At 68.9% G+C, this 22827-nt stretch carries 20 protein-coding genes; 15 read left to right on the plus strand and 5 right to left on the minus strand.

Annotated elements, in window-relative coordinates:
* Nucleotides 1-8: 8 nt before the first annotated feature.
* Entirely contained in the window at nucleotides 9-1826 is a 1818-nt protein-coding gene (leuA, locus tag ACJH71_RS04415) for a 2-isopropylmalate synthase (RefSeq protein WP_406756818.1), read from the minus strand.
* 283 nt (nucleotides 1827-2109) lie between these two features.
* Here leuA and ACJH71_RS04420 point away from each other — a divergent pair, with 283 nt between their 5' ends.
* The 3 genes from ACJH71_RS04420 (at nucleotide 2110) to ACJH71_RS04430 (ending at nucleotide 5619) form a co-directional block, all read left to right on the plus strand.
* Nucleotides 2110-3375 carry an aspartate kinase gene (locus tag ACJH71_RS04420; RefSeq protein WP_406756819.1) on the plus strand — a complete coding sequence of 422 codons (1266 nt, stop codon included), beginning with the start codon at nucleotides 2110-2112 and terminating at the stop codon, nucleotides 3373-3375.
* Nucleotides 3376-4422, plus strand: a complete 1047-nt coding sequence (locus ACJH71_RS04425) for an aspartate-semialdehyde dehydrogenase (RefSeq protein WP_406756820.1) — start codon at nucleotides 3376-3378, stop codon at nucleotides 4420-4422.
* A 90-nt stretch (nucleotides 4423-4512) separates the two neighbouring features.
* Entirely contained in the window at nucleotides 4513-5619 is a 1107-nt protein-coding gene (locus tag ACJH71_RS04430; protein ID WP_406756821.1) for a DUF4185 domain-containing protein, read from the plus strand.
* Here ACJH71_RS04430 and ACJH71_RS04435 read toward each other — a convergent pair.
* Nucleotides 5612-6355, minus strand: a complete 744-nt coding sequence (locus tag ACJH71_RS04435) for a hypothetical protein (RefSeq protein ID WP_406756822.1) — start codon at nucleotides 6353-6355, stop codon at nucleotides 5612-5614. The genes ACJH71_RS04430 and ACJH71_RS04435 overlap by 8 nt on opposite strands.
* 253 nt (nucleotides 6356-6608) lie before the next feature.
* Here ACJH71_RS04435 and ACJH71_RS04440 point away from each other — a divergent pair, with 253 nt between their 5' ends.
* From ACJH71_RS04440 to egtE, 9 genes are all read left to right on the plus strand, one after another.
* On the plus strand, nucleotides 6609-6947 hold the full coding sequence (locus ACJH71_RS04440; RefSeq protein WP_406756823.1) for a hypothetical protein: 339 nt from the start codon (nucleotides 6609-6611) through the stop codon (nucleotides 6945-6947).
* Nucleotides 6948-7028: 81 nt separating this feature from the next.
* Nucleotides 7029-7391, plus strand: coding sequence for a hypothetical protein (locus ACJH71_RS04445; protein WP_406756824.1), 363 nt, complete (start codon nucleotides 7029-7031; stop codon nucleotides 7389-7391).
* Between the two features lie 122 nt (nucleotides 7392-7513).
* Nucleotides 7514-8962 (plus strand): catalase, encoded by a 1449-nt coding sequence (locus tag ACJH71_RS04450; RefSeq protein WP_406756825.1) that lies wholly within the window; start codon nucleotides 7514-7516, stop codon nucleotides 8960-8962.
* A 22-nt stretch (nucleotides 8963-8984) separates the two neighbouring features.
* A complete protein-coding gene (locus ACJH71_RS04455; protein WP_406756920.1) occupies nucleotides 8985-9617 on the plus strand; it encodes a sensor domain-containing protein in 633 nt (210 codons plus the stop codon).
* Nucleotides 9618-9681: 64 nt separating this feature from the next.
* Complete coding sequence (gene egtA / locus ACJH71_RS04460) at nucleotides 9682-10968, plus strand: ergothioneine biosynthesis glutamate--cysteine ligase EgtA (RefSeq protein ID WP_406756826.1); 1287 nt, start codon at nucleotides 9682-9684, stop codon at nucleotides 10966-10968.
* Nucleotides 10965-12263: an ergothioneine biosynthesis protein EgtB gene (gene egtB, locus ACJH71_RS04465; protein ID WP_406756827.1), complete on the plus strand. Its 1299-nt coding sequence runs from the start codon at nucleotides 10965-10967 to the stop codon at nucleotides 12261-12263. The genes egtA and egtB overlap by 4 nt, the downstream gene beginning before the upstream one ends.
* On the plus strand, nucleotides 12263-12955 hold the full coding sequence (gene egtC / locus ACJH71_RS04470; protein ID WP_406756828.1) for an ergothioneine biosynthesis protein EgtC: 693 nt from the start codon (nucleotides 12263-12265) through the stop codon (nucleotides 12953-12955). Before egtB ends, egtC begins: the two co-directional genes overlap by 1 nt.
* A complete protein-coding gene (egtD, locus tag ACJH71_RS04475; protein ID WP_406756829.1) occupies nucleotides 12952-13920 on the plus strand; it encodes an L-histidine N(alpha)-methyltransferase in 969 nt (322 codons plus the stop codon). Before egtC ends, egtD begins: the two co-directional genes overlap by 4 nt.
* Complete coding sequence (egtE, locus tag ACJH71_RS04480; RefSeq protein WP_406756830.1) at nucleotides 13917-14999, plus strand: ergothioneine biosynthesis PLP-dependent enzyme EgtE; 1083 nt, start codon at nucleotides 13917-13919, stop codon at nucleotides 14997-14999. Before egtD ends, egtE begins: the two co-directional genes overlap by 4 nt.
* A gap of 19 nt (nucleotides 15000-15018) precedes the next feature.
* Here egtE and ACJH71_RS04485 read toward each other — a convergent pair whose 3' ends face one another.
* Complete coding sequence (locus ACJH71_RS04485) at nucleotides 15019-17340, minus strand: hypothetical protein (RefSeq protein WP_406756831.1); 2322 nt, start codon at nucleotides 17338-17340, stop codon at nucleotides 15019-15021.
* A 294-nt stretch (nucleotides 17341-17634) separates the two neighbouring features.
* Here ACJH71_RS04485 and glpK point away from each other — a divergent pair, with 294 nt between their 5' ends.
* Complete coding sequence (gene glpK, locus ACJH71_RS04490) at nucleotides 17635-19152, plus strand: glycerol kinase GlpK (protein ID WP_406756832.1); 1518 nt, start codon at nucleotides 17635-17637, stop codon at nucleotides 19150-19152.
* Nucleotides 19153-19154: 2 nt separating this feature from the next.
* A complete protein-coding gene (locus tag ACJH71_RS04495) occupies nucleotides 19155-19889 on the plus strand; it encodes an HNH endonuclease family protein (RefSeq protein WP_406756833.1) in 735 nt (244 codons plus the stop codon).
* Between the two features lie 9 nt (nucleotides 19890-19898).
* On the opposite strand, the gene ACJH71_RS04500 is transcribed toward ACJH71_RS04495, so the two are convergent.
* Together ACJH71_RS04500 and ACJH71_RS04505 are read right to left on the minus strand one after the other, a co-directional pair.
* Nucleotides 19899-20684, minus strand: coding sequence for a PadR family transcriptional regulator (locus tag ACJH71_RS04500; protein WP_406756834.1), 786 nt, complete (start codon nucleotides 20682-20684; stop codon nucleotides 19899-19901).
* Between the two features lie 205 nt (nucleotides 20685-20889).
* Nucleotides 20890-21720: an RDD family protein gene (locus ACJH71_RS04505; protein WP_406756835.1), complete on the minus strand. Its 831-nt coding sequence runs from the start codon at nucleotides 21718-21720 to the stop codon at nucleotides 20890-20892.
* A gap of 66 nt (nucleotides 21721-21786) precedes the next feature.
* On the opposite strand from ACJH71_RS04505, the gene ACJH71_RS04510 reads away from it, so the two are divergent.
* Nucleotides 21787-22779, plus strand: a complete 993-nt coding sequence (locus tag ACJH71_RS04510) for a stage II sporulation protein M (RefSeq protein ID WP_406756836.1) — start codon at nucleotides 21787-21789, stop codon at nucleotides 22777-22779.
* Nucleotides 22780-22827 lie beyond the last annotated feature (48 nt).

The raw sequence follows: 22827 nt of genomic DNA on the forward strand, positions 1-22827 counted from the left end.
AGGTCGCGTCAGCCGAGCCGGGCCGCCCTGTTCACCGCGGAGACCACCGCCCGCAGCGACGCGGTGGTGATCGACGGTGCGATCCCGACGCCCCAGACGGTGTGGTCACCGATCTGAGCCTCCACGTACGCCGCGGCCTGAGCCTCCTCACCGGCGCTCATCGCGTGCTCCGAATAGTCCAGCACGTGGACCTGTACACCGACCTGGCTCAGCGCGTCGACGAACGCGGCCAGCGGGCCGTTGCCGGACCCGGCGATCTCGGTCTCGGTTCCGTCGATCTTGACGACGGCTTCGATGCGGTCGGTGCCGTCGTCGGTCTCGGCGGCGAGCAGCTTCTGGTGCATGCGCTCCAGCGGCCGGATCGGGTTCAGGTACTCGTCGGCGAAGGCGTCCCACATCTGTTTGGGGGTGACCTCGCCGCCCTCACCGTCGGTCAGTTGTTGGATCACACGCGAGAATTCGATCTGCAGCCGGCGCGGCAGCACCAGGCCGTGATCGGTCTTCATCACATAGGCCACGCCGCCCTTGCCGGACTGCGAGTTGACCCGGATCACCGCTTCGTAGGTACGGCCCACGTCGCGTGGGTCGATCGGCAGGTAGGGCACCTGCCAGAGCATGTCGTCGACGTCGGAGTCGGCCGCGTCCGCGTCGATCTTCATCTGGTCCAGGCCCTTGTTGATGGCGTCCTGGTGACTGCCGGAGAAGGCCGTATAGACCAGGTCGCCGCCGTAGGGGTGACGCTCGGGCACACCCAGCTGGTTGCAGTACTCGACGGTGCGGCGGATCTCGTCGATGTTGGAGAAGTCGATCTGCGGGTCCACGCCACGCGAGAACAGGTTCAGGCCCAGCGTCACCAGGCAGACATTGCCGGTGCGTTCGCCGTTGCCGAACAGGCAGCCCTCGATCCGGTCGGCCCCGGCCGCATAGCCCAGCTCCGCGGCGGCCACGGCGGTGCCGCGGTCGTTGTGCGGGTGCAGGCTCAGGATCACGCAGTCGCGTCGCTTCAGGTTGCGGCTCATCCACTCGATCGAGTCGGCGTAGACGTTCGGGGTCGCCATCTCCACGGTGGCCGGCAGGTTGAAGATGATCGGGTTGTCCGGCGTCGGCTCGATGACGTCGCCCACCGCGTCGCAGACCGCCTTGGCGTACTCCAGTTCGGTTCCGGTGTAGGACTCCGGCGAGTACTCGTAGCGCCAGCGGGTCCCCGGGTGCTTGGCCTGCTCCTGGAGGCACTTGCGCGCCCCGGCCACCGCAATGGCCTGCACCGCAGCCTGATCGGCGCGGAACACCACCCGGCGCTGCAGGACCGAGGTCGAGTTGTAGAAGTGCACGATCACGCTCGATGCGCCCGCGCAGGCCTCGAAGGTGCGCTCGATCAGCTCGTCACGACACTGGGTCAGCACCTGCAGGGTGACGTCGTCGGGAACGGCGCCCTCGGTGATGATCTCGCGGACGAAGTCGAAATCGGTCTGGCTGGCCGACGGGAACCCGACCTCGATCTCCTTGTAGCCCATGGCCACCAGCAGGTCGAACATCCGGCGCTTGCGGGCCGGGCTCATCGGGTCGATCAGCGCCTGATTGCCGTCGCGCAGGTCGACCGCACACCACAGCGGGGCGCGCTCGATGACGCGGTCGGGCCAGGTGCGATCCGGCAGCCTGATGGCCTCGACCTCATCGGCGAAGCTGCGGTACCGGTTGACCGGCATTGCCGAGCCGCGCTGCGGGTTCCAAGCGGGCTGGCCGGGGTTGGGTGGTCCCGCGGGTTTGGTGATGGCGCGGGTGGACGTGAAGGCGTCCGGGTGAGAAGGGCTGGAATAGGTAGTCACGATTTTCGCTCCGGCTTGTCAAGGGGACTTGTCCAGTGGACTGGAGAACCGGCGCATCGGCGAAACCCGCGACGGGGAGCCGGTCCTGGTCAGACCCCGTCGCGGCGACCGAGCAGGAGCGCGCGCTGCACGTGAAGAAGCTTACACGCCGATCCGGCGGCCGCACCGCGATGTCCTGGCACGTTGCCGCGCTGGAGGCCGAGTGAACCGGCGAAGTCCTTCCCCTATCCTTGTTGAGGTTCTTGTAGAGGCCCGATCAGTCAAATCGGCGGAAAGGACGACCGTGGCGCTCGTCGTGCAGAAATACGGCGGATCGTCGGTGGCCGACGCCGACCGGGTCCGCCGGGTGGCCGAGCGCATCGTCGAGACCAAACGAGCTGGTAACGAGGTCGTAGTGGTGTGCTCCGCGATGGGCGACACCACCGATGACCTCCTGGACCTGGCACAGCAGGTCTGCTCCGCACCGCCGGCCCGTGAGCTGGACATGCTGCTGACCGCCGGGGAGCGGATCTCCAATGCCCTGGTCGCGATGGCCGTCGAGGAGCTGGGCTGCAACGCCCGCTCGTTCACCGGGTCGCAGGCCGGCGTCATCACCACCGGCGCGCACGGCAAGGCCAAGATCATCGACGTCACCCCGGGCCGGCTGCAGGCCGCGCTCGGCGAAGACCAGGTGGTGCTGGTCGCCGGGTTCCAGGGCGTCAGCCAGGACACCAAGGACGTCACCACCTTGGGGCGTGGCGGCAGCGACACCACCGCGGTAGCGCTGGCTGCGGCGCTGAACGCCGACGTCTGCGAGATCTACACCGACGTCGACGGCATCTTCAGCGCCGACCCGCGCATCGTGCCCAACGCCAAGCGCCTGGACACCGTCACCTTCGAGGAGATGCTCGAGCTGGCCGCGTGCGGCGCCAAGGTGCTCATGCTGCGCTGCGTGGAGTACGCCCGCCGCTACCACCTGCCCATCCACGTTCGGTCGTCCTACTCGGACAAGCCGGGCACCATCGTTTCCGGATCGATCAAGGACATCCCCATGGAAGACGCCATCCTGACCGGAGTCGCGCACGACCGCAGCGAAGCCAAGGTGACCGTGGTCGGTATCCCCGACCTGCCCGGCTACGCGGCCAAGATCTTCCGTGCCGTCGCCGACGCCGACATCAACATCGACATGGTGTTGCAGAACGTCTCGAAGGTCGAGGACGGCAAGACCGACATCACCTTCACCTGCCCGCGTGACAACGGGCCGGCCGCGGTGGCCAAGCTCGAGTCGCTCAAGGGCGAGATCGGCTTCACCGAGGTGCTCTACGACGCCAAGGTGGGCAAGGTGTCGCTGATCGGCGCCGGGATGCGCAGCCACCCGGGTGTGACGGCCACGTTCTGCGAGACGCTGGCCGACAACGGGGTCAACATCGACCTGATCTCCACCTCCGAGATCCGCATCTCGGTGCTGTGCGCCGAAGATGATCTGGACAAGGCTGTCGTTTCGCTGCATGAGGCGTTCGGCCTCGGCACCGACGAGGCGGCCACGGTCTACGGCGGGACGGGGCGCTAAATGGTTTCCATCGGTGTGGTCGGTGCTACCGGCCAGGTCGGCCAGGTGATGCGCGCTCTGCTGGAGCAGCGCAACTTCCCGGCAGACGAGGTGCGGTTCTTCGCCTCGGCGCGCTCGGCCGGACGCAAGCTGGCATTCCGCGGCGCCGAGATCGAGGTCGAAGACTCCGAGACCGCCGACCCGTCCGGGCTGGACATCGCGCTGTTCTCCGCCGGGGCGACCATGTCGCGGGTGCAGGCGCCGCGGTTCGCCGCGGCCGGTGTCACGGTGATCGACAACTCGTCGGCCTGGCGCAAGGATCCCGATGTGCCGCTGGTGGTCTCCGAGGTGAACTTCGACCGCGAGGTGCGCGGGAAGCAGTTGGCCAAGGGCATCATCGCCAACCCGAACTGCACCACCATGGCGGCGATGCCGGTGCTCAAGCCGCTGCACGACGAGGCCGGTCTGACCCGGCTGATCGTCTCGACCTACCAGGCGGTCTCGGGCAGCGGGCTGGCCGGCGTGCAGGAGCTGGCGACGCAGGTGCGTGCGGTCGTGGACGGTGCCGAGCAATTGGTGCACGACGGCGGCGCGGTCGACTTCCCGGCGCCGGACAAGTACGTCGCGCCCATCGCGTTCAACGTGGTCGCGCTGGCGGGCTCGCTGGTCGACGACGGCTCGGGCGAGACCGACGAAGACCAGAAGCTGCGGTTCGAGAGCCGCAAGATCCTCGGCATCCCAGAGCTCTTGGTGAGCGGCACCTGTGTCCGGGTGCCGGTGTTCACCGGTCACTCACTGTCGATCAACGCCGAGTTCGCCCGGCCGCTGTCTCCGCAACGGGCCGCCGAGCTGCTGGCGGATGCCCCGGGCGTCACGCTCACCGACGTGCCGACGCCGCTGGCCGCCGCCGGCGCCGACGACTCGCTGGTGGGCCGAATCCGGGTCGACCCGGGTGCTCCCGACGGGCGTGGCCTGGCGCTGTTCGTCTCCGGGGACAACCTACGTAAAGGCGCGGCGCTCAACACGATTCAGATCGCCGAGCTGCTGGCTGCATCTTCCGGGTCCTGACGCGGCCCTGCCAAGGCGCCGAACGTGCACTCAGCGCGAAATTCTCCGCGATTTTTCGGGCTGAGTGCACGCTCGGCGGGGTCGGTATTGATGGCACTGCTGTTGGCTCTGCCCGGGGTGGCGCACGCCGAGCCGCCCGCGCCCATCCCGCGTCCGGTGCTGTGGCCGCTGGCCGAAGGCCAAGTGGTGCGGATCGGCCCCAGTGCCGGAACCGGAACGCCCACCGGGGATTACGGTATCGGCGCCACCGACCTGTGCGAGTTCATGGAGTTCCCCACCGCGGTGCTGCAGATCTGCGGGGACAGCTTCGCAGGCCAGGGCGTGGGGTATGGCGGCTGGTATTCGCCGATCGCGCTGCGCGCCGACCCCGATTCGGTCGTTGACTCCGACGGGGTGCGCTACACCGGGGTGATCGGGGTGGACAGGCCGCTGTTGGCCGACCCGGCGCCGGCGGGCAGTACGCAGCTGCCGGCCGGGATCGTCTCGATCAACCGGACCAACTATCTGCTGGTGACCACCGCCAAGATGCTGGTTCCCCAAAGCACACGGTTGGTGAAAGCCGATCCGGCGCAACCGGGTTGGCAGACGGTGCCGGGATCGGTGCGGCCCGCCTCCTACCAGGATCACGGGCAGTCCCAGATCAGCGGCTACTACGACCCGATTCCGACCCCGGACTCGGCCACCGGCTGGGTGTACATCGTGGCCAACAACTTCGACCGCAGTGCGGCGGTGACGCTGTATCGGGTCGCTCCGGGCGCGTTCACCGACCGGTCGGCCTGGCAGGGCTGGTCGGCCACCGCAGGCTGGGGCCATGCGCCCACGCCGCTGTGGAACGACCAGATCGGCGAGCTCAGCTTGCGCCAGATCGACGGCAGGCCGGTGCTGTCCTACTTCAACGGCACCACCGGGAACATGGAAGTTCGGGTGGCCTACGAGCCGACCGGGTTGGGCACCGCCCCGGTGACCACGGTGGTGCAGCACGCCGAGTGGCCGGATCCGCCGGTGCCCGTCGAGACCCTGCCGTCGCCCTACGACAACCGGCTGGCCCAGCCCTACGGCGGCTACATCTCGCCGGGATCGACCCTCGATGAGCTGCGCGTGTTCGTCAGCCAATGGAACACCCAGCCGCGTGACCGCGCGCCCTATCGGGTGATCCAGTTCGCGGTGAACCCGTTCAAGCCCTGGTCGGTCAGCTGAACAGCTGCCACAGGTCGGCCCAGAAGTCCCCGCCACCGTCACCGAGGAGGTTCGCGTCCGCGACGCTCGAGGCGGGGACGACGTCCGTGGTGTAGTCCCCGATCGCGCTGGCCACGTTGCCACTGCTGCCGTCAAGGCCGGTGGTGGCGAAGGAGTGCGCGCCTTCAACCGTGGACGAGTTGAAGCTGCCGCCCGCAATCCCCCCGTTGGGGACTCCCGCGTAGGCCGTGGAGAAGTCACCGGTGACGCTGGCGACATTGCCGTTGGCGGTGATTCCGTTGACCCACCCCGCATAGGCGGCACTGTTCTCGCCCACCACGGTGGCGGTGTTGAACGATCCACCGCCGTAGCCGGCGTCGGCCACACTGTTGTCACCGGTGGCCGAGGCGTAGTTGAACAGGCCGTGCCAGGCGGTGGCGACGGCACCGTCGCCGTGGGCGATCGCGAAGTTGCCGAAATCCGACACGGCAAACGCGGTACCCGACTGATACAACGGGATCCCGCTGAACGAGATCGCAAAGTTGGCGTAATCGGTGGGGACGGTCGGCGGGGTAATCGAGCCCGCCGCACCGATCCCGGCGACCGCGTCACCGATGTCTGCGGCCGCAAAGGCGGCCACGACGCCCAGCGCACCGGCTCCGCCGTCCACCGAGTTCGTCCCGGCCGAAGCGGCCGGCGTAGCCGCCAGAGCGGCGCCGATGCCCAGCCCAGCGGCCAATACGCTAAGGCTGCTCACACGTTTCAGATTCCCCATTTTTCTGCCTTCCCCTGCTGCTCCCCGCCCTGTTGGCTGGTGTTGAGAGCGATGCTAGGAGCGAGCGGCGTGGCGGGGATACAGGGTTTTCCCTGGATTTTCTGACCCTGTTTATAGGGTGACCCCGGGCTCTTCGGGCCATCCGGCGGACTGCCTGGCCGGGCGCGGCGGCTCATAGCGGATGCATAGCCGAGACCTAGCGGTGCCCGGTGTTGCCCCCGGCAAGATGCATTACATGAGCGAAACACCTGTCACCACAACCACCCCACCCGCACCGCCGGGTGAGCCCAAGCCCTACTGGGTCTACCGGCTGGCTGCCTGGGTCGCCATCGTCGCCGGAATCGTCTTCATCGTGTCGTCGATCTTCTTCGCCGGCGTCTGGGTCAGCCGCGGCGGCCCGGGCGGACACCACTGCCATGGTCATCACGGGCATCACGGCCAACACGCGATGTTCCACAAGGGCCACCACCACCGCGGACCGGGGCCGATGGGACCCGGCCCGGACCAGCGGGGACCCGGCGAGCTGCCGCCATCGGTGAGCACCCAGTCTCCGCCGTCACCACCCGGCCGGTAACCCGGTCCGGCTACGAGCAACCGGCCGCCGCCCCTCCCGAAGGGCGGCGGCCGGCGTCGTTCTCGGGCATGATTGATCGGTATGAGCGAGTCGCCAGCCCCCACGCCACCGCCGCCTCCGCCACCACCGCCGAACCGGCTCTACCAAGCCGCGGCCTGGGTGGTGATCGTCGCCGGAACGGTCTTCGTCGCGGCCGTCATCTTCGGCACCGGTGTCTACCTCAGCGGCAACGGTGGGTGCTGGCACCATCACCACCACGGCCCAGGCATGATGCATCACGGCCCGCCGATGGGCCCCGGATTCGGCCCCGGCTTCGGGCCCGCAGGTCCCGGTGAGGAACCGGAATGGCCGGGCTTCCGGCCGGCCGGCCCGGGTAATGGGCCCGGTGGTCCCGGTGGCCCACCCGCTCCGCCACCACCGCCGTCGGCTCCACCGCACCGCTGACCCTGCAAAGGGCTGCTGAGTGTGCGGTCTCCTGCGCGACTGGTCATGCCGGGCGTAGGTAACCGCACACTCCCCGGAACGCGTTGAGTCACAAGGTCTTGACCACAAGAGGAGACAGGCAGATGACCGAGCACCACACCACCACCGATGCCGGAATCCCGGCACCCAGTGACGGCGAATCGCTGACGATCGGCCCGGATGGTCCCATCCTGTTGCAGGACCACTACCTGATCGAACAGATGGCGATGTTCAACCGGGAACGCACCCCGGAACGTCAGCCGCACGCCAAGGGTGGTGGGGCTTTCGGGCACTTCGAGGTCACCGCGGACGTCACCAAGTACACCCGGGCCGCGGTGTTCGCGCCGGGGGCCAAGACGCAGACACTGACGCGGTTCTCCACCGTCGCGGGCGAGCGGGGCAGCCCAGACACCTGGCGCGACCCCCGCGGTTTCGCGACGAAGTTCTACACGTCTGAGGGCAACTTCGACCTGGTCGGCAACAACACCCCGGTCTTCTTCATGCGTGACCCGCTGAAGTTCCAACACTTCATCCGCTCCCAGAAGCGTCGCGCGGCCAGCAACCTGCGCGACCACAACATGCAATGGGACTTCTGGAGCCTCACGCCGGAGTCGGCGCACCAGGTCACCTGGTTGATGGGGGACCGGGGCATTCCGAAGAACTGGCGCCACATGAACGGCTACTCCAGTCACACCTACAGCTGGATCAACGCCGCCGGAGAGATCTTCTGGGTCAAGTACCACTTCATCAGTGACCAGGGCGTGGAGTCCCTCACCCAGGAGGAGGCCGACCGGTTGGCCGGCGTCGACGCCGACTATCACCAGCGCGACCTGTATGAGGCGATCGAGCGTGGTGAATATCCGAGTTGGACACTCAAGATGCAGATCATGCCGTTCGAGGAGGCAAAGACCTACCGCTACAACCCGTTTGATCTCACCAAGGTATGGCCGCACGCCGACTACCCGCTGATCGACGTCGGCAAGCTGACCCTGGACCGCAACGTCAGCGACTATCACAGTGAGATCGAGCAGGCGGCGTTCCAGCCCAACAACATGGTGCCCGGGACAGGTTTGAGCCCGGACAAGATGCTGCTGGCCCGAGGCTTCTCCTACGCCGACGCGCACCGCGCCCGGATCGGGACGAACTACAGCCAATTGCCGGTCAATGCACCGAAATCCGAGGTGCACAGCTATTCCAAGGACGGCGCCATGCGGTTCGTCAACGCGACGGACCCGGTGTATGCGCCGAACTCGATGGGCGGCCCCAAGGCCGACCCGGCCCGTGCCGCCGAAGTGCGCTGGCACGCCGATGGGGACATGGTGCGTGCCGCCTACACGCTGCGCCCCGACGATGACGACTTCAGCCAGGCTCGGACACTGGTCCGCGACGTTCTCGATGACGATGCACGGAAACGGTTGGCCGCCAATATTATTGGGCACGTATCGGCCGGCGTCACCGAGCCGGTGCTGTCCCGGGTGTTCGAATACTGGCGCAACGTCGATCCCGATCTGGGTCGCGCGGTGGAGGCCGGGGTGCGGGCCAACCTTGCCTGACGGCCGGCGGGCCGCCGCAACCCTGCTGGCGGGACTGGGGTTGGCCGCTGCCGGCGCAGTGGCCGCTCCGGTCGCCGGCGCGGGCCCCTCCGAACCGGGCGTGGTCTCCTATGCGGTGTTGCCGAAGGGATCGGTCGGCAACATCGTCGGCGCCCCGATGGGCTACGAAGCCGTCTCCGGCGAACCGTTCCAGGCCTTCTGGGTCGACGACCCGGCATGCAACAACTGGGCCGACATCGGCCTGCCCGAGGTCTACAACGATCCCGACCTGGCGTCCTACAACAGCGCGGTCACCCAGACCTCGGCCACCGATCAGGGGCACTTCGTCAAGCAGGCGGTGGGGGTGTTCGCCACCAACGATGCTGCCGCCGCGGCGTTCCATCGTGTCGTCGACCGGACCGTCGGCTGCTCGGGCCGCACCACCGCGATGCATCTGGAGAACGGAGCCACGCAGGTCTGGGCGTTCGGCGGCGGGCCGGCCACGGCAACGGATGCGGCCTGGAGCAAGCAGGAGGCCGGCACCGATCGGCGCTGTTTCAACCAGACCCGGTTGCGGGCCAACGTCGTGCTGCAAGCCAAGGTCTGTCAGTCCGGTAACGCCGGCCCGGCGGTGAACGTGCTGGCAGGAGCGATGCAGAACTCCCTGGGTCAGTAATCACCGGTCCTCTTGTCGGCCCTCTCCGGTAGCGTCGGGAAGATCAACGGGCGGAGGGGTTGATATGGGGTTCGCCGCGGCGACGCAACTGTCCCGCGGAGATCAGTCTTGCCTGGGCGGCCCCGAGCTGTCTGGTGCCGCCGAGGCCGCCGACTACATCACGCAGCGTTGCCTCACCGATGCCCCGCACGGCCGGGTGGGACTGGAGATCGAGGCACACTGCTTCGACCCGACCGACCCGCACCGTCGCCCGGGCTGGGCCGAGATCGGCGATGTGCTGCGGTCCCTGCCGGAGTTGCCGGGCGGCAGTGTCGTCACGGTCGAGCCCGGCGGCGCAGTGGAGCTCTCCGGCCCTCCGCTGGCCGATGCGCTCGCCGCGATCGAAGCGATGACCGCCGATCAGGCGGTGCTGCGGGCGGCTTTCGCCGACGCCGGACTGGGGCTGGTGCAGCTGGGTGCCGACCCGCTCCGGCCCACCGAGCGGGTCAACCCCGGCGAGCGTTACGCCGCGATGGAACAGTTCTTCGCCGCCAGCCACACCGGTTCGGCCGGCGCGGCGATGATGACGGCGACGGCCTCGGTCCAGCTCAATCTGGATGCCGGTGCGCGTTCCGGTTGGGCCGATCGGGTCCGGCTGGCCCACGCGCTGGGCCCGACGATGGTCGCGATCTCCGCCAACTCCCCGCTGCTGGCCGGCGAGCTCTCCGGCTGGCGTTCCACCCGGCAGCGGGTCTGGAGCCGGCTGGACTCGGCGCGTTGCGGTCCCGTCCTCGGCCTGGACGGCACCGACCCCGCCACCGACTGGGCGCGGTATGCGCTCAAGGCGCCCGTCATGCTGGTGCACACTCCCGAAGCGATTCCGGTCAGCCGCTACGTGCCGTTTGCCGACTGGGCCGACGGACGGGTGCGGCTCGGTGGCCGCCGCGCCGGCATCGAAGACCTCGACTACCACCTGACCACGCTGTTTCCTCCGGTGCGCCCGCGCGGATGGCTGGAGATCCGCTACCTCGACAGCGTTGACGACAACCTTTGGCCGGCACTGGTATTCACTCTGGCCACCCTGCTCGATGACCCGGCCGCCACCGACAGCGCAGCCGAAGCCGTCGCGCCCGTCGCCACCGCCTGGGACGTCGCCGCCCGGATCGGCCTGGCCGACCCGCGGCTGCATGCGGCCGCCAGACGCTGCGTTCGCCTGGTCGTTGACCGGGCGCCGGCATCCCTGCGCAACGGGATGGACCGGCTGGCCGGCATGGTCGAACGGGGCCGCTGCCCGGCCGACGACATCACCGACGAAGTGACCCGGACCGGCACCACGGCGATGGTCACCCGAATGGCGCGCAGACAGTCATGACCCCATCGGAAACCCTGGCCCGCGACCTGACCCGGGCGCGGAGACGCACGCTGGCGCTCGTCGATTTCGACGACGCCGAGCTGCACCGCCAATACGACCCGCTGATGAGCCCGCTGGTGTGGGATCTGGCCCATATCGGTCAGCAGGAGGAGCTGTGGCTGCTGCGCGACGGAGACCCGGCCCGGCCCGGCATGCTGCCGGCGGACGTCGAAGGCCTCTACGACGCCTTCACCCACCCGCGAGCCAGTCGCGTCGACCTTCCGCTGTTGGCACCCGAACAGGCCCGGAAGTATTGCGCCACCGTGCGTTCGAAGGTTTTCGAAAAGCTGGAGGCGCTGCCCGCTGGCGCGGGCCATGCCGGCGACTTCTCGGACGGGTTCGCGTTCGGCCTGGTGCTCAGCCATGAACACCAGCACGACGAGACCATGCTGCAGGCGCTGAACCTGCGTGCCGGCCCACCCCTGCTCGGTGCCGGCGCTGTTCTGCCCGCCGGGCGGCCCGACCTGGCGGGAACCTCGGTGCTGGTGCCGGGCGGTGAATTCGTGCTCGGCGTCGACGCAGCCGAGGAGCCCTTCTCGCTCGACAACGAGCGCCCCGCGCACCGCGTCGACGTGCCGGCGTTCCGGATCGGCCGGGTGCCGGTGACCAACCGTGAATGGCGGGCCTTCATCGCCGACGGTGGCTACCGGCAACCTCGGTGGTGGAGCGAACGGGGCTGGCGCCACTGTGTGCAGGCCCGGTTGACGGCGCCGGAGTTCTGGGGCCCCGATCACCGATCCCGGGAGCGGTTCGGCCACGTCGAGGACCTGCCTGACGACGAGCCGGTACAGCATGTGAGCTACTTCGAGGCGCAGGCATACGCGGCGTGGGCCGGGGCCAGGCTGCCCACCGAGATCGAATGGGAGAAGGCCTGCGCCTGGGACCCGGTCACCCAGGCGCGACGGCGCTATCCGTGGGGCGGCGCCGATCCGTCGGCCGAGTTGGCCAATCTGGACGGCGCGGCGCTGCGCCCGGCTCCGGTCGGGGCCTACCCGCAGGGGGCATCGGCCTATGGCGCGCAACAACTGCTCGGCGATGTCTGGGAGTGGACGAGTTCGCCGCTGCGACCGTGGCCGGGCTTTTCTCCGATGATCTACCAACGCTATTCGGAGCCGTTCTTCGGCGGAGACTATCGGGTGCTGCGCGGTGGGTCCTGGGCGGTCGCCCGCGAGATCCTGCGGCCGAGCTTTCGGAATTGGGACCATCCCTATCGGCGGCAGATCTTCGCCGGTGTGCGACTGGCCTGGGACATCTGATGTGCCGGCACCTGGGCTGGCTGGGCAAGCCGCGTTCACTGGCCGAGCTGATTCTCGAACCGCCTCAGGGCTTGCGGGTGCAGTCCTATGCACCGCGCCGGCAGCAGCACGGGTTGCTCAACGCCGACGGTTGGGGCGCTGGATTTTTCGACGGCGACGTGCCGCGACGTTGGCGCAGTGCGGCACCGCTGTGGGGCGACGTGTCGTTCGCCTCGGTCGCTCCGGCGCTCGCCAGTCACTGCGTGGTGGCCGCAGTGCGTTCAGCCACCGTCGGGATGCCCATCGAAGCCAGCGCCACGGCTCCGTTCACCGACGGCAGTTGGCTGCTGTCGCACAACGGCGTGGTGGACCGCGGGGTTCTGAAAACCGCCGATGGTGCCGAATCGGTCTGTGACAGTGCGATCCTGGCCGCGTCGATCTTCGATCGTGGAGTGGAAGCGTTGGGCGAGGTGATCGTCGATATCGGCGCGGCCGACCCGCATGCGCGACTGAACATACTGGCTGCCAACGGTTCCCGGATGTTGGCGACGACCTGGGGAGACACCTTGTCGATGTTGCACGGATCCGACGGCGTGGTACTGGCCAGCGAACCCTACGACGACGACCCGCGCTGGGTGGATATCCCCGACCGGCACCTGGTGGACGCGCACGACGGCGAGGTCTGTGTCACCGCCTTGGGCGTGTCCCGATGACGGGGGTCACCATCGCCAATCACCTGGCCGCCGACGCGGCCCGCACCGCACTGCGGGCCGATGTCCGCCACGGCCTGGCGCAGCGTCCGAAGTCTTTGCCGCCCAAGTGGTTCTACGACGACGTCGGCAGCGATCTGTTCGACCAGATCACCCGGCTGCCCGAGTATTACCCCACCCGCGCCGAGGCGGAGATCCTGCGAGCACGGTCGGCCGAGGTGGCGGTCCTGTCGGGTGCGGACACCCTGGTGGAACTGGGCAGCGGCACCTCGGAGAAGACCCGGATGCTGCTCGATGCGCTGCGGGACGCCGGGGCCCTGCGCCGGTTCATCCCGTTCGACGTCGACGCCGGAGTGCTGGAGACGGCGGGGGAGGCGATCGCCCGTGACTTTCCCGGCGTGCGAGTCCAAGGTGTTTGCGGCGACTTCGAGCACCACCTGACACAGATCCCCGATGGTGGCATAAGGCTGTTCGTGTTCCTGGGGTCGACCATCGGCAATCTGACACCGGGCCCACGTGCCGACTTCTTGGCCGGCCTGGCCGCAATCATGCACGACGGTGACGGCCTGTTGCTGGGCACCGATCTGGTCAAAGACACCGGCAGGCTGGTGCGTGCCTACGACGATGCGGCCGGGGTGACCGCGGCGTTCAACCGCAACGTGCTCGCGGTGGTGAACCGTGAACTTTATGCCGACTTCGACCTCGATGAGTTCGCCCATGTGGCGCACTGGAATGCGGCGGAACAGCGCATCGAGATGTGGTTGCGCGCCCGCCGTGCCCAGCATGTCGTGGTCAAAGCGCTGGACCTGGCTGTCGATTTCGTCGCCGGTGAAGAGATGCTGACCGAGGTGTCCTGCAAGTTCCGGCCGGAGCAGGTGGCCGACGAACTGGCCGCCGCGGGACTGCGCCGTCGACGGTGGTGGACCGATGCGGCAGGCGATTTCGGCCTGTCGCTCGCCATCAAATGAGCCTGGCCGACCGTTGGCGCGCGGCGCGCCCTCCGGTCGCCGGGCTGCACCTGGACAGTGCGGCCTGCTCACGGCAGAGCTACGCGGCGTTGGACGCCGCGGCCCGCCACGCCCGCCTTGAGGCCGAGGTCGGTGGCTACGTCGCCGCCGAGGCGGCCGCGCCGGTGCTGGATGCCGGGCGGGCGGCTTTCGCCGCATTGACCGGCATGGCCGACGCCGACGTGGTGTTCACCACCGGGTCGCGAAATGCGCTGAACCTTCTGCTGTCCCGGTGGCCGGGGCCGCAGCGCACCCTGGCCTGCCTGCCCGGCGAATACGGCCCGAACCTGGCGGTGATGGCCGCACACGGATTCAGCTGGCGAACGCTGCCGGTGGATGACACCGGCCGCCTGGTGCTCGACGAGGCGGCAGCGGTACTTACCGCCGACCCGCCCGGCCTGGTGCACCTGACCCCGGTCGGCAGTCACCGCGGGCTGGTGCAGCCCCTGGCGCAGCTGGCGGATATCTGCCGGGCCGTCGGCGTTCCGCTGGTGGTCGACGCGGCGCAGGCCCTGGGCCAGATCGACTGTGCCGTCGGCGCCGACGCCGTCTATTCGTCGTCACGCAAGTGGCTTGCCGGACCGCGCGGTGTCGGGGCGCTGGCGGTGCGGCCGGCGTTGGCAGAGTTGGCGTCGCCGGGCCCGGAGGCCGGTGACGTCAATGTGGCTGCGCAGGTGGGGTTCTCCGTCGCGTTGGGGGAGCATCTGGTGGCCGGGCCGGCGGCGGTGCGGGCCGCGCTGGCCGGTGTAGGTGCCCGGAGCCGGCGGGTGTTGGCTCAGTTGTCCGGCTGGCGGGTGGTCGAACCGCTCGACGAGCCGAGCGCCATCACCACCTTGGCCCCGCCGGCTGGCCTTGATCCGGTGGCGGTGCGGGCGTGGCTGATCGCCGAGCGCAGGATCGTCACCACCGCAGCCGGAGTCGAGCGGGCACCGCTGGAGCTGACCATGCCCGTGCTGCGGATCTCACCGCACGTCGACACCACCGAGGCCGACGTGCAGGTGCTCGCTACGGCGTTAGCCGATGCACCGCAAGGCCGATGAAGGCCGCTCTCGGCGAACGCTAATGACCGAACAGGCCGCCGCCGTGACCTCCGCCGAACAGGCCGCCGCCCCCACCGCCGAACAGCCCACCACCGCGGGACCCTCCGCCGCCGAACAGGCCGCCACCGCCGCCACCGCCGAACAGCCCACCGCCGGGCTTGCCGCCGCCGCCGAAGATTCCGCCGGGCTTGCCGCCTCCGCCGAACATGCCACCACCCAGGTTGGGCATCGAGGGCGCGCTCGGTGCGGGAATCGATGGCAGCGACGGGGCCTTGGGCGCCGGTAGCGCCGGGAGCGAGGGCGCCTGCGGTGCGGGCAGCGACGGCAGCGACGGGGCCTTGGGCGCCGGTAGCGACGGCAGCCAGGGCGCCTGCGGCGCCGGTAGCGACGGCAGCGAGGGCGCCTGAGGTGCGGGCAGCCCTGCCGGGGGTCCTGAATTCGGCAGCTGGATCGGCAGATTCGGCAGTTGGATTCCGGGGGCCGGGTTGACCGCGGGTGCGTCGGGAACCTTGACCGGCAGCTCGGGCAGCTGAATGCCCGGGTTGGGGTTGACCGCGGGAAGGTCCGGGACCTGAACCGGCGGATCCGGCAGTTTCACCACCGGCGGGTTCGGTTTGATCACCGGGATCTCGGGTTTGACCACCGGTGGGTTCGGGTTGACCACTGGGATTTCGGGGTTGACCACCGGGGGATCGGGCTTGACCACCGGGGGATTCGGCTTGATCACCGGCGGAATCGGTTTGATCACCGGCGGATTGGGCTTCACGACCGGAGGATCGGGGAGCTCGACCGGCGGGTTCGGCTTCACGACCGGGGGAGTGGGGAGCTCGATCGGCGGGTGGGGCTTCACGACCGGAGGATCGGGCTTGACCACCGGCGGAGTGGGGAGCTCGACCGGGGGTTCGGGCTTGACCTCGGGCGGTTGGGGCTTGACCACCGGCGGGACTGGGGCCGTCGGCTTCTTCGCGGGCAGCCCCCACAGGAATGACAGGTCTGGCATCCCCGAAAGGACGGGCCGGTGGGGGGCCGGCCGTGGAAGCGGCGCCACGACGAAGGGCGACAGGGGGTGCGTCGCCGGCGGCTGCATGGGCAACGGCGGACCGAATATCGGTGCGGGAACAAACAACGGCCCGCTGCTTGCCCCGGCCGCCACCGGCATTGGTGCCGGCAGGCCGGGCGCCGGGGCATCCAGCGGCACCGCCGCCGGGAGGTCGGGCGCCGAGGGGAGGTTCAACGGCGGCAGCGGTATCGAGTCCGTTGGAGCCTGCCCCATCACCGGCGGTTGCCCCCCGAACGGCTCGGTGGCGGGCACCTGAAGATTCGGCGCCCGGTGCGGAATGGTCAGCGCTCGACCCAGATCCGGCCGCAACGCGACGAGGTTGGGGGTGATGTCCAGCGTCATGGCCACCATCAGCGCCGACGCCGCAGCGAATGCGGCCGAGGCCAGCGCCGCACCGGCCACCAGCAGCGGGCGCCGGGCCGGCGGACCCGCGGGAGCGAAGATCTCGGTGGCTGCTTCGGCTTCGTCGTCGGGCACCGCGCTGTAGGCCAGATCGTCGGCTCCCAGATCGGGGATGTCGTAGTAGCAGGGGCCGACAGCACCGGACCCGGGTTCTTGCGTGTAGGCCAGCGCTGCGGACTGCGCCTCGACACCGACCAGGCGGGCGGATGCCAGTGCCGCTCCGCGGGCCAGGGCCGCACGCGGTTCCGCGGGTTCGCACACCTCGTGGTCGACCGTCGCCTCCAGTCGCGGCCGAAGCGCCGTCGAATCACCCTCGGGGCAGATCAGGAACAGGCCGTCCGGGCAGGTCTGGGCGGCGTTGAGCCGATCGGCGACCGTGTCGACCGCGGCGGTGGCGTCGCCGTCATCGAGGGCTTGGCGAAAGATCCGGGTGATGGTGCCGTGGGTGCAGTCGACCATGGCCAGTGTCGCGGTCGACGCCTCGACGGACAGCAGCCCCATCTGGTCGCAGCCGACGGTCTGTCCCAGGTTGTGGGTCAGGCTTGCCGCCGCAAGCACCGGCGAGACCAGAGCCACGTTGTCCAAGCCTTCGAGGGCGCCGCTGGCAAGCCGCGAACTCAGGGCGGCCGCGTCGAGTGGATCGGTCACGGTCACCCCGGTCGAGACCAGGTGAAGACCGGCTGAGTCCGCGGCGTCGCGCGCTCGCAGGATCGCCGCGATCAACGCGTCGACGGCGGCGAATTCGGCGAACTCGTCGGTGGGCACGTCAATGCTGAGCTCTTCCAGCGTGACCCCGTCCCCGCGTTCTCCGCAGACCAGCACGGTGTGGATGGTGGCGGGTGTGCTCGACGCAAGTGCCACACCGAGGACGACGTCCATGTCTTCTCCGATTCAATTCTGACCTGCACGCGGTCGGCCACGGCGGCTTCTGGGGGGCACAGACATCGGCGGCGTTCCGACACCGTTTGTTCACCATCACGAGATCTACTCGCAATACATCGAAATATGCGTCTGAGTGAATAAATAGCGTCTGATGGGTTCGTGAAGAATGTCTAATTTTGTGGACCGACGCTGCCGAGCGTCGCGATCCTGCCGCGTAGCGCCACCCGATCGGGCCAGGTGAGCCATGATGGACGCGGCACCGACGGGCACCGGTATGGACAGGAGTCAGACTTGGCCGATTTTGTCGCGTCGATCGACCAGGGCACCACCAGCACCCGCTGCATCATCTTCGACCATGACGGTGCGGAGGTGGGCCGGCATCAACTCGAACACGAACAGATCCTGCCCCGAGCCGGCTGGGTGGAACACGATCCGTTCGAATTGTGGAACCACACCGCGGCGGTGCTGGTTTCGGCCCTCAACACCACCAAGCTGCACGCTTCGGACCTGGCGGCGCTGGGCATCGCCAACCAGCGCGAGACGACGGTGGTGTGGAACAAGAACACCGGCCAGCCCTACCACAATGCGATCGTCTGGCAAGACACCCGGACCGACGCCATCGCGGCGGCTCTGGAGCGGGACGGCCACGGCGAGGTGATCCGGCGCAAGGCGGGCCTGCCGCCGGCCACCTATTTCTCCGGCGGCAAGCTGCAGTGGATTCTGGACAACGTCGAGGGTGTGCGCGCCGACGCCGAACGGGGCGACGCGCTGTTCGGAACCTGCGACAGCTGGGTGCTGTGGAACCTGACCGGCGGGCCGCGCGGCGGGGTGCACCTGACCGACGTCACCAACGCCAGCCGCACCATGCTGATGAACCTCGAAACCCTGGACTGGGACGACGAACTGCTGGCGTTGTTCTCGATCCCGCGGTCGATGCTGCCGCGCATCACGGCGTCGTCGACGCGGCGCCGGCACGCGGTCACCGCGAGCACCGGGCCGTTGCGCGGCGAGGTGCCGATCGCCGGCATCCTGGGCGATCAGCAGAGCGCCATGGTCGGCCAGGTGTGCTTGTCGGCGGGTGAGGCGAAGAACACTTACGGCACCGGAAACTTCTTGCTGCTCAACACCGGTGAGCAGATCGTCCGCTCCGACAACGGATTGTTGACCACGGTCTGTTACCAGTTCGGTGACGCCAAGCCGGTCTATGCGTTGGAGGGCTCGATCGCGGTCACCGGCTCCGCGGTGCAGTGGCTGCGTGACCAGCTGGGCATCATCAGCGGCGCCACCCAGGTCGAGTCCCTGGCCCGCCAGGTCGCCGACAACGGCGGGATGTACTTCGTGCCGGCGTTCTCCGGACTGTTTGCGCCGTACTGGCGTTCGGATGCGCGCGGTGCGATCGTCGGGCTGTCCCGCTTTAACACCAACGCACATCTGGCGCGGGCCACGCTGGAGGCGATCTGCTACCAGAGCCGGGATGTGGCCGAGGCGATGGAGGCCGATTCCGGTGTGCACCTGGGTGTTTTGAAGGTCGACGGTGGTATCACCGCCAACGACCTGTGTATGCAGATTCAAGCGGACGTGCTCGGCGTCGACGTGGTCAAGCCGGTAGTGCCCGAAACCACCGCGCTGGGCGCGGCCTATGCGGCAGGCCTGGGCGTCGGGTTCTGGAAGGGGCCCGACGAACTTCGTGCCAATTGGCGCGAAGACCGGCGCTGGACCCCGAACTGGTCGGATGATCAACGCGCCGAAGGCTATGCCGGGTGGCGAAAGGCCGTGCAGCGCACGCTGGACTGGGTCGAGCTGCCCTGAGGATGGCCGCACGCAAACGGCGGGTGCTGCCCGGTGCGCTCGTCGCGCTGGTGGTGGTGGCAGCCGTCGGCTGGGCGTGGTGGCAGCACGACGGATTTTCGCAGCGCTCGGGTCCTTCGCCGACTCCGACTCCGACGCCGCCGACGCCGAGCGCGGCGCCGCTCGACCCGGGCTATGACGATGCCCGCCGCATGCTTGAAGCCCTACCGGTCAAGGGCTGGGATCGAGCGCAGGACTTCAAGCGCTACCGGTTCGGCGAGCGGTGGAGCGATGACGTGGACGTCGAATTCGGCCACAACGGCTGCAACACCCGCGACGACATCTTGCGCCGCGACTTGGCGCAGATCGAACTGCGACGGGGCACCTGCCTGGTGCAGCGCGGCGTCCTGCACGACCCGTACTCCGGCGAGACCATCGCCTTCGTCCGTGGCCCGGAGACCTCCGACGCCGTGCAGGTCGACCATCTCGTGTCGTTGGCCGACGCCTGGTACAAGGGAGCGCGGTCTTGGGACGACCGGCGCCGCCGCGATTTCGCCAACGACCCGCGCAACCTGCTCGCGGTCAGCGCCCAAGCCAACTTTGACAAAGCATTCCGCGACGCCGCCGGCTGGCTGCCGGCGAACGCCGCGTTCGAATGCGAATTCGTAGCCCGTCAGATCACGGTCAAAACCGCTTACGGACTGTGGGTTTCATCGAACGAGAAGACCGCGATGCATCGGGCCCTTCGCCACTGTTGACGGTCGAGATCAGTCGGTTTCCCCGAGGATGCCGTAGATCTCCTTGCGGGCGCTGTTGATGATGTCGACGATGCGCTGCTGCTGTTCGGGTGTGGCTGCCTGGCCGGCCTGCGCGACGGCACCGAACAGCTGGCCGGTCGCGGTGCGCAGATTGATCTGCCCCGGGTCGGCGCCGTCGGCGATCTGCTCCCACGGTGGTGTCTCGATCGTCTCGGCGACCCCGCGGCCTTCTTCGGTCAATTCGAAAAGGCGTTTTTTGCCGTCGGTTTCGGTGCCGCTGATCAGGCCCTCATCGACCAACATCTGCAAGGTCGGGTAGACCGAGCCCGGACTGGGGCGCCACAGTCCTTGGCTGCGCTCGGCGATCTGCTGGATGATCTCGTAGCCGTGCATCGGGCCCTCGGCCAGCAGGGCCAGGATGGCGAGCCGCACGTCGCCGCGTCGGCCACGATTGCCGCGCCGGTGTCCACGGTGCCCGCCCGGACCGAAGCCGAAGCCGAAACCCGGACCGCCGGGACCGAAGCCCGGCCCGAAACCCGGACCGAATCCGTGCCGGAAATCCGGGCCGAATCCGGGGCCGGGGGCCTCGTGGCCGGGACCGAAACCCAACGGAGCGCAGTGGTCGGCGGCTTGGTCGCGCAGCTGCCGGCGAAACTCGCGCCGGGCCTGCCGGCGCGCGATGTGTGCGGCGCGGCGCTGATGTGGCGACGCAGAACCGAAGCCGAAGCCGAATCCGACCTGGTGTTCGGCATCGTCTGGGAAGGGTCCGCCGGGCGGACCGAAGGGGTTGTTCATTGCGTACCTCATTGCTCTAGAAGGGGGAGCGCGATTCGCTCCCGATACGTTGACGATATATCGGGAACTATCGAGATGCAACGGTAGCGTCGATCCGGCCAAGAACGATCGAGACAATCCCGAGCGGGAACGGGTGGGGGCGGCGCCATCTCTGGCGGAAGACTTGGCGGTCGCATCGACCGCCAGGGAACACGAGCTCGGCTTGCTAGCTCGGGGGAAAGAAGCCGCCCGCATTCGGTGGCGGCCACGGCGCCGGAGGCGGCGGGAAATACGGTCCGGGCGCGTGAGCCGCAAACCGCGCCAGTTCGCGTTGATGGCGTTCGGCCAGTACCGCAGCCAGTACCAGCTCGGGCGGGGCGTCCGGGGGCGGTGGCGGTGAGATGTGCGCGAGTACGTCACCGGAGATCCGGTAGGCCATCATCTGGCGGGTGTGCGGGTCGAGCTGTGCGGCCCGGCCGAGGAATTGCCGTGCCAGTTCTGCGGATTCGGCACGCAGGCCCGACAACTGCAATGTCGACGCCCACCAGGCCAGCCCCGGCGGCATCATGGGCGGCGGGGTCGAGGCCGGCGCGCGTTCGCTGATCACGACGGTGCCGGCGAAGATGTCGCCCAGGCGCTTTCCGCGGGGCGACAGCAGGCTGCAGATCACCGCTGGGCTGCCGGTGAGTCCCCAGATCTCGATAACCGAGGCCAGCGCCCGAAAGAGGGCCTGCCGGAAGCGTTCCGGGCCGCCGTCATCGGAAACCACCCGCAGGCCCATCGCCATCTTGCCCAGCGAGCGGCCCCGGGTGACGGTCTCCATGATGACGGGGTAACCGACCAAGAGCAGTACGGCGAAGATGATCATGACTGCCGTGGTCAAGGCGTCGTCGAACCGGCCGAGGGTGGTGGCCCACAGCACGATCGCGCAGAGGTAGCCCACCATCACGACGGTGATGTCGATCAGCGCGCTGACCGCGCGCACCGGCAGCTGCGCGATCGCGATGTCGAGAACGACGGCGTCGCCGGTCACCAGCTCGGGGCCGCGATTCGCCATAGCTCAGACGCTACTCGCCGAACCGCTTTCAGCGAGGAGCTCACCGTCCTCGCTAGGCTCGGCCACGTGGATGTCGACGCCTTCGTGCTGACCCATCGACCGACCTGGGATCGGCTGGAGTCGCTGGTCAAGAATCGGCGGCGGCTCACCGGAGCCGAGGTCGACGAACTGGTCGACCTCTATCAACGCGTGTCCACGCACCTGTCGGTGGTGCGCTCGTCGTCGTCGGATGCGGCGCTCATCGGCCGACTTTCCGCCCTGGTGGCGCGGGCGCGTGCCGCCGTCACCGGTGCTCATGCGCCGCTGGCCTCGGAGTTCGTCCGGTTCGTGACGGTGTCGTTCCCGGTTGTCGCCTACCGCGCCTGGCGGTGGTGGCTGGGCACCGCCGTGGTGTTCCTGGCGGTCTCGGCGGTGATCGCCTGCTGGGTGGCCGGCAATCCCGACGTGCAGGCGGTGATCGGCACCCCCGTCGAGATCGACAGGTTGGTCAACCATGACTTCGCCGCCTACTACAGCGATCACCCGGCAGGGTCGTTCGCGCTACAGGTCTGGGTGAACAACGCCTGGGTGGCCGCCCGCGCCATCGCGTTCGCGGTGCTGCTGGGCCTGCCGATTCCGGCGCTGTTGTTCGCCAACGCGGCCAACGTCGGCTTGGCGCTCGGGCTGATGTTCCACGCCGGTCGGGGCGGTTTCATGCTGGGACTGCTTGCCCCGCACGGACTGCTGGAGTTGACGGCGGTGTTCCTGGCCGGCGCGGTGGGGATGCGTCTGGGCTGGGCGGTGATCGCCCCGGGCGATCGGCCCCGCACACAGGTGCTCGCCGAGCAGGGCCGGGCCGTCGTCGCGGTCGCGGTGGGGCTGGTCGTGGTGTTCGCCGTGGCCGGGCTGCTTGAGGCGGTGGTGACCCCGTCGCCGCTGCCGACGTGGCTGCGGGTCGGCATCGGCGTGCTGGTCGAGGCGGCGTTCCTGGCCTACGTGGTGTACTTCGGGCGCAAGGCGGTGGCCGCCGACGAGACCGGTGACATCGCCGATGCCCCCGACTTCGTCCCGACCGGCTAGGCCCTGCCCTTGCGCGAGCCGGCGGTCCCCGGCCCTGCGCGAACGTGC

The sequence above is a fragment of the Mycobacterium sp. SMC-15 genome, from assembly GCF_045310925.1.
Lineage (GTDB): Bacteria > Actinomycetota > Actinomycetes > Mycobacteriales > Mycobacteriaceae > Mycobacterium.

Excerpts from the sequence above, each read along its gene's own strand:
- ACJH71_RS04425 (WP_406756820.1), top strand. The coding sequence starts at position 3,376 with ATGGTTTCCATCGGTGTGGTCGGTGCTACCGGCCAGGTCGGCCAGGTG.
- ACJH71_RS04430 (WP_406756821.1), top strand. The coding sequence starts at position 4,513 with ATGGCACTGCTGTTGGCTCTGCCCGGGGTGGCGCACGCCGAGCCGCCC.
- ACJH71_RS04440 (WP_406756823.1), top strand. The coding sequence starts at position 6,609 with ATGAGCGAAACACCTGTCACCACAACCACCCCACCCGCACCGCCGGGT.
- ACJH71_RS04445 (WP_406756824.1), top strand. The coding sequence starts at position 7,029 with ATGAGCGAGTCGCCAGCCCCCACGCCACCGCCGCCTCCGCCACCACCG.
- ACJH71_RS04450 (WP_406756825.1), top strand. The coding sequence starts at position 7,514 with ATGACCGAGCACCACACCACCACCGATGCCGGAATCCCGGCACCCAGT.
- egtA (WP_406756826.1), top strand. The coding sequence starts at position 9,682 with ATGGGGTTCGCCGCGGCGACGCAACTGTCCCGCGGAGATCAGTCTTGC.
- egtB (WP_406756827.1), top strand. The coding sequence starts at position 10,965 with ATGACCCCATCGGAAACCCTGGCCCGCGACCTGACCCGGGCGCGGAGA.
- egtC (WP_406756828.1), top strand. The coding sequence starts at position 12,263 with ATGTGCCGGCACCTGGGCTGGCTGGGCAAGCCGCGTTCACTGGCCGAG.
- egtD (WP_406756829.1), top strand. The coding sequence starts at position 12,952 with ATGACGGGGGTCACCATCGCCAATCACCTGGCCGCCGACGCGGCCCGC.
- egtE (WP_406756830.1), top strand. The coding sequence starts at position 13,917 with ATGAGCCTGGCCGACCGTTGGCGCGCGGCGCGCCCTCCGGTCGCCGGG.
- ACJH71_RS04485 (WP_406756831.1), bottom strand. The coding sequence starts at position 17,340 with ATGGACGTCGTCCTCGGTGTGGCACTTGCGTCGAGCACACCCGCCACC.
- ACJH71_RS04495 (WP_406756833.1), top strand. The coding sequence starts at position 19,155 with ATGGCCGCACGCAAACGGCGGGTGCTGCCCGGTGCGCTCGTCGCGCTG.
- ACJH71_RS04500 (WP_406756834.1), bottom strand. The coding sequence starts at position 20,684 with ATGAACAACCCCTTCGGTCCGCCCGGCGGACCCTTCCCAGACGATGCC.
- ACJH71_RS04505 (WP_406756835.1), bottom strand. The coding sequence starts at position 21,720 with ATGGCGAATCGCGGCCCCGAGCTGGTGACCGGCGACGCCGTCGTTCTC.